Below are 2,335 nucleotides of genomic sequence, written 5' to 3'. Positions count from 1 at the left end.
GTGTTGATGATCTCGCGCCATTTGCCGGCCGTCGGCAACGGCACGCGATAATTGTCGCGCGGCACCGGCGTAAAATTGGAAATGACGGCCACCGGGTTGCCACCCGGTGCGCTGCGCAGCCAGGCAAAAACCGAATTCTGGCTGTCGTCGACGATCAGCCAGGAAAACCCTTCCGGCTCGCAGTCGCGGCCATGCAGCGCCGGGCGCGAACGGTAGAGATAGTTGAGATCGCGCACCGTCTGCCAGACGCCGCGATGAGGCCGGAACTCAAGCAGGTTCCAGTCGAGCGCGCGCGCCTCGCTCCATTCGCGGCGCTGCGCGAACTCCTGTCCCATGAACAGCAGCTTCTTGCCGGGATAGCCCCACATGAAAGCGTAGTAGGCGCGTAGCGTCGCGAATCTCTGCCAGTCGTCGCCGGCCATCTTGCCAAGCAGCGTGCCTTTGCCGTGCACGACCTCGTCATGCGAGAGCGGCAGCACGAAATTTTCCGAGAAGGCGTAGGTCAGGCCGAAGGTGAGGTCGTTGTGGTGATGTTTGCGGAAAATGGGCTCCTTGGAGAAATACTCCAGCGTGTCGTGCATGAAACCCATGTTCCACTTGAAGCCGAAGCCCAGCCCACCTTCATGCACCGGTGCCGAGACCTTCGGCCATGAGGTCGATTCCTCGGCGATGGTCATCACGCCCGGATGGTGGCCGTAGACCTCCTTGTTCATCTTCTGCAGGAAGCTGACCGCCTCGAGGTTCTCGCGGCCGCCCTTCTCGTTGGGGATCCATTCGCCGGCCTTGCGCGAATAGTCGAGGTAGAGCATCGAGGCGACCGCATCGACGCGAAGTCCGTCGACATGGTATTTCTCGGCCCAGAACAACGCGTTGTTGACGAGGAACGACACCACCTCGCGGCGGCCGAAATTGTAGATCGCGGTGTTCCAGTCGGGATGAAAACCCTTGCGCGGATCGGCATGTTCATAGAGCGCGGTGCCATCGAAATTGGCCAGGCCATGCGCGTCGACCGGGAAATGCGCCGGCACCCAGTCGAGGATGACGCCGACGCCGGCGCGGTGGGCGCCATCCACGAAACGAGCAAAGCCGTCCGGGTCGCCGAAGCGGGCCGACGGCGCGTAGAGGCCGGTCGTCTGGTAGCCCCAGGACGGGTCATAGGGGTGTTCAGAGATCGGCATGAATTCGATATGGGTGAAACCGGTCTCGACCACATAGGGGATCAGCCGGTCGGCCAACTCATCCCATGACAGGAACGTACCGTCGTCGTGAAGCTGCCAGGAGCCGGCATGGACCTCGTAGATCGAGATGGCTTCGCGCCGGTGATCGGCATTGCGCCAGAAATTGCGGTGCGCCTCGTCGCCCCACTCATGCGCCGGCGGCACGGCCACGACCGAAGCGGTGGCCGGACGCAGTTCGGATTTGAAGGCGAACGGGTCGGCTTTCAGCGGGAGTCTTACGCCATCGGGGCCGATGATCTCGTATTTGTAGGGCCGTCCGGCACCGATGTCGGGTACGAACAGTTCCCAGATGCCGGTGTCGCGGCGATCACGCATCGTGTGCCGGCGGCCGTCCCATTCGTTGAAGTCACCGACCACCGAGACGCGCCGAGCATTGGGAGCCCAGACGGCGAAATGCACTCCGGAAGCGCCTTCGTGGTCAATGACATGGGCGCCGAGCTTGTCGAACAACCTTAGGTGCGAGCCTTGGGCGATGTAGTAGTCGTCCATCGGGCCAAGCACCGGACCAAACGAATAGGGATCGGTCAGCCACCAGTCACCGCCGGCATTGCGCGCGTGATAGCGCAGGGGCTGCCGCTTCCTGATCGAGAGCTTGCCTTCGAAAAAGCCGCCATCGTCGCGCCTGGACAGTTCACCCGCTATGGTGCCGGTCAGCGTGTAAGCGGTGACGAATTCCGCATGCGGAACGAAGCAGCGGGCATACAGGCTCTTGCCGACCTCATGGACACCAAGGACCGCGAAGGGATCTCCGTGCGTGCCGGCAACAATCGCCGCAACATCGCTGGCTGGCGCCAGTCCGTCCGGCCCGCTTGTCGCAGCGGTCGCGCGCGGCTTCTTCATCAGGCAGTGTCCCTCCCCGGGCACCAAGTTTCTAGTGATGAGAATCCGACATTCAAACTCACATCACCGGGACCACATTGTTCGCGGCCTCATGCAATCACATCAGACAGGCACGTTCCAGATTTCTTTCGCATATTGGCGGATCGTGCGATCAGAGGAGAACCAGCCGACACGCGCAACGTTGCGGATTGCCCTGGCGTACCAGTCGGGACTGTTGCGCCAGACCGCATCGACCTCGCGCTGGGCGGCGGCATAGC

2 protein-coding genes are annotated in these 2,335 nt (G+C 62.4%); both read right to left on the bottom strand.

Going from position 1 to position 2,335, the window contains the following annotated elements:
- Positions 1-2,078, bottom strand: a 2,078-nt coding sequence (gene glgB, locus EN935_RS31590; RefSeq protein ID WP_127373991.1) for a 1,4-alpha-glucan branching protein GlgB, incomplete at its 3' end; no start/stop codon positions are given.
- Positions 2,079-2,180: 102 nt separating this feature from the next.
- Positions 2,181-2,335, bottom strand: a 155-nt coding sequence (locus EN935_RS31585) for a glycogen/starch/alpha-glucan phosphorylase (protein ID WP_164771511.1), incomplete at its 5' end; no start/stop codon positions are given.

The organism is Mesorhizobium sp. M7D.F.Ca.US.004.03.1.1 (genome assembly GCF_003998635.1).
GTDB classification, from domain to species: Bacteria; Pseudomonadota; Alphaproteobacteria; order Rhizobiales; family Rhizobiaceae; genus Mesorhizobium; species Mesorhizobium loti.
Note: the sequence above shows the minus strand (reverse complement) of the source record. Positions and strands in the feature narration are given on the sequence as shown.